Annotated in this window: 3 protein-coding genes; all 3 read right to left on the bottom strand. The window is 59.7% G+C overall.

Going from position 1 to position 2,903, the window contains the following annotated elements:
• A partial coding sequence (locus AWB82_RS36405; RefSeq protein ID WP_086974073.1) for a tyrosine-type recombinase/integrase occupies positions 1-827 on the bottom strand: 827 nt, incomplete at its 3' end.
• Positions 820-1,794, bottom strand: coding sequence for a tyrosine-type recombinase/integrase (locus AWB82_RS36400; RefSeq protein WP_086974074.1), 975 nt, complete (start codon positions 1,792-1,794; stop codon positions 820-822). The genes AWB82_RS36405 and AWB82_RS36400, both read right to left, overlap by 8 nt.
• Positions 1,791-2,750, bottom strand: coding sequence for a tyrosine-type recombinase/integrase (locus tag AWB82_RS36395; protein WP_086974072.1), 960 nt, complete (start codon positions 2,748-2,750; stop codon positions 1,791-1,793). The genes AWB82_RS36400 and AWB82_RS36395 overlap by 4 nt, the downstream gene beginning before the upstream one ends.
• Positions 2,751-2,903 lie beyond the last annotated feature (153 nt).

Genomic DNA, 2,903 nt, shown 5'->3' with positions numbered 1-2,903 from the left:
GACATAATTCGGAAGGGCATATAGTGGCGGATAGTATGGGGCGATACGTGCCGCTCTGCCAGACCGGGAGAGGAACGGACTGCATTCCTGGCAGCCAACGTCAGCCTCAACGCGACATTGGCTCTCGTCATTGCGTGACCGTTCCGATTCGGAAGCAGTGACGATGTCGGCTGGAATTCCGGATTGACCCGCAACCATGCCCGTGCCGCCTTCACGGTAGAGCGCCAAAGCGGCACGCTGCGCTGCTTGCGTCCTTTGCCGCGCAAATGAATGCAGGCAGAACTCTCATCAAGGACAACATCCGCGACTTTCACCCCGGTAATCTCCGAGACGCGCGCTCCGGTGTTGTACATCAGCAGGAACAGAAGGTGATCGCGTTGGCTCAGCCAGGAACTGCCGGGCGTACCGATCACTGTTAGCATCTCCTCGCGCGACAGATAGCTAAACATCGGGCGCTCGAAGCGTTTGACCGGAACGCCCAAGGCTCGCTCAATTACTTGTAGCGACGCGACATCGCGGTGCGCGGCAAACTTCAGGAAGGAGCGCAGCGCTGCCAGACGTGCATTGCGAGTGCGCACACAATTGTGCCTTTGACGTTCAAGGTGATCGAGGAAGGCCATGATGAGTTCCGGCGTCATATCGGTGAGTGCCATCGTGGCTGGTGGCTTACCCAGGTGCGCTTCTACGAATTTAAGGAAGAGTACGAAGCTATCGCGATAGGCTGTAATGGTTTGCTCGCTGAGTGCCCGCTGCTGGGTCAGGTATTCGGCGAACCAGGCTTGCACGAGCGCGGCAAACGAAGGCGCTGTCTTGGTTCGCCTATACATTGCCGTCTCCGGTGAGATCAGCGAAACGCTCAAACTTGCCGCCGGCCAAGGCCATTAATTCCGGAACAGCTGTCAGATACCAGTACGTGTAGAAGATCTCGGCATGGCCCATGTAGGTCGACAGCGCCAGCATCATCTGATCGATGTCGGTACCCTCGGCATGCCAGAGCATCATGCGTCGCACAGCGAACGTGTGCCGCAGATCATGAAGCCGTGGCGCCGTATGAGCCCCGCGGTTCACCCAGCCAAGGCTGTCACGTAGCGAGTTGAAGACACGATGAGCCTGTCGCTCGCCAAGGGGCTGTCCCAGTCGCCGACCACGACTGCTGATCAGAAACGGCATGTCAGGGCTAGTGGCAACCTGCTGCATGCGCTGCCGTCGGTAGCGCTTTAACGCAGCAACGGTGGTCGGATGGATCGGCAACTGTCGCGACTTGGCGAACTTGGTCTGTCGGATGATCAGCATCCCATCCTTGAGATCGACGTCGGCATCGCGCAAATGAATGGCCTCGGAGACCCGCAGGCCAGTCGAAGCCATCAGGCCGAACAAGGTCTCGTAGGTAACTGGCCGGAGACTTCCCTTTGGCTGGAGCCGGCGGGCCGCCGCCAGCAACGCAACGATTTCGTCCTCATGGAAGATATGTGGGGCAACACGTCCCCGCTCAGGACCGAAGATCGGTTCTTCCGGGATTTCGGTATCCGATTCGAACTGCTTCAGGTAGCGGGCGAAGTGGCGAACTATCGCCAACCGGGCCGCCCACGTTGCCGGCGTATCACGGTGCCATCTATCCTGCCGGGCCCAATCCGTCATGAGGTCAGCCGTAAGTGGGCCACGGTGATGCCGATCGGCGGCGTAACGCGCGAAACTGGCCAGGAGCGTGTCCCGCGAGCGCAACTCAAACCCCAGGGAGCGCCTCTCGACGAAGTAGTCGTCGATCCGCTGCTGCAAACTGATGCGCGCGCTCATGATGGACTCCCCGGCCACGGCAGAGCGACTGCCGACAGCTTCGGCGTGTCGAGCTTGGCGTAGATCAGGGTGGTATTGAGCGACCGGTGACGCAGCAGGTCGGCGACTTCCTTGAGTGAACTGCCGTTCTCGACGAGGCGACAGGCCAGGGTATGCCGAAGCGCGTGGGCACTTGAGTGCAGCAGACCGCCACGACGGCAGGCACGCTTGATCACGTTCCGGACCGCGGTCGAAGTAACGGGCTGGTCTCGCCCTGCTACCTTTCGGACAAAGACGGCCGGGTGGCTGGTCGCTGGACGTTCGTGTTGCAGATAGTCAGCAAGCGCCTGCCCGCATGCCATCGGCAACGGCATGACGTCCTGGCGCAGCGACTTCGTGCCTCTCAACGTCACGGTGCCTGCGCGCCAGTCGACGTCGCGGATCATGAGATGTGCGATCTCGCCAGAACGCAACCCCATGTCCAGCGCCAACCGGACCATCGCATAGCTACGCTTCGGCCAGCGCCGAGTGCCTGCGACGGCGTCCAGGAGGCGGATAACTTCTTCTGGCTTGAGCGCACGTGGCAAAGATGCCAGCTTCCAGTGGACCGGATTCAGAATGACGATGGAGAGCTTGCCGGGTTGGTCTCCGCAAATGGTCCGGTAACGCAGATAACTACGTAACGTTGCTGCCAGTTGGGACGCACAAGAGGCTGAGCCACCGGCACTCAACTGCGTCGAAACAAACCGGCGAACATCGTCGGGGCGCACCTTTCTGAAGTCGATAGCGCACCGCTCGAATCTGTCTCGTAAGAGCAAGCCGACAACACGACGTCGGTTCTTACGGGTCTCGGCTGCCAGTCCTCGCACATCACGCAGATATGCATCGTAGCGATTCAATTCATCAGTAATGTGCGCCGGGAATGACGCAAACGATCGCGCGTTGGACTTGGCCGGGTGTAAACGGGTTGGCTTCATAACGGTCCCCTCAGGTGAAACCGTTACTCCAGATCATCGCTGAGATTATGTCGAGTTCGTAGGGCGTCACCTGCTGCGACACCCTGTGATTATCGGATCGTGCCGCCGATCATCACAGCTACTTTCCATAATCAACGACTTGGCATAATCGGC

Origin of the sequence: Caballeronia glebae (assembly GCF_001545035.1) — a bacterium.
GTDB lineage: Bacteria > Pseudomonadota > Gammaproteobacteria > Burkholderiales > Burkholderiaceae > Caballeronia > Caballeronia glebae.
This window is presented reverse-complemented; position numbering and strand designations above follow the sequence as displayed.

Bases quoted from the DNA above. Each gene is read 5' to 3' on its own strand.
- AWB82_RS36395 (WP_086974072.1), bottom strand. From the start codon at position 2,750: ATGAAGCCAACCCGTTTACACCCGGCCAAGTCCAACGCGCGATCGTTT.
- AWB82_RS36400 (WP_086974074.1), bottom strand. From the start codon at position 1,794: ATGAGCGCGCGCATCAGTTTGCAGCAGCGGATCGACGACTACTTCGTC.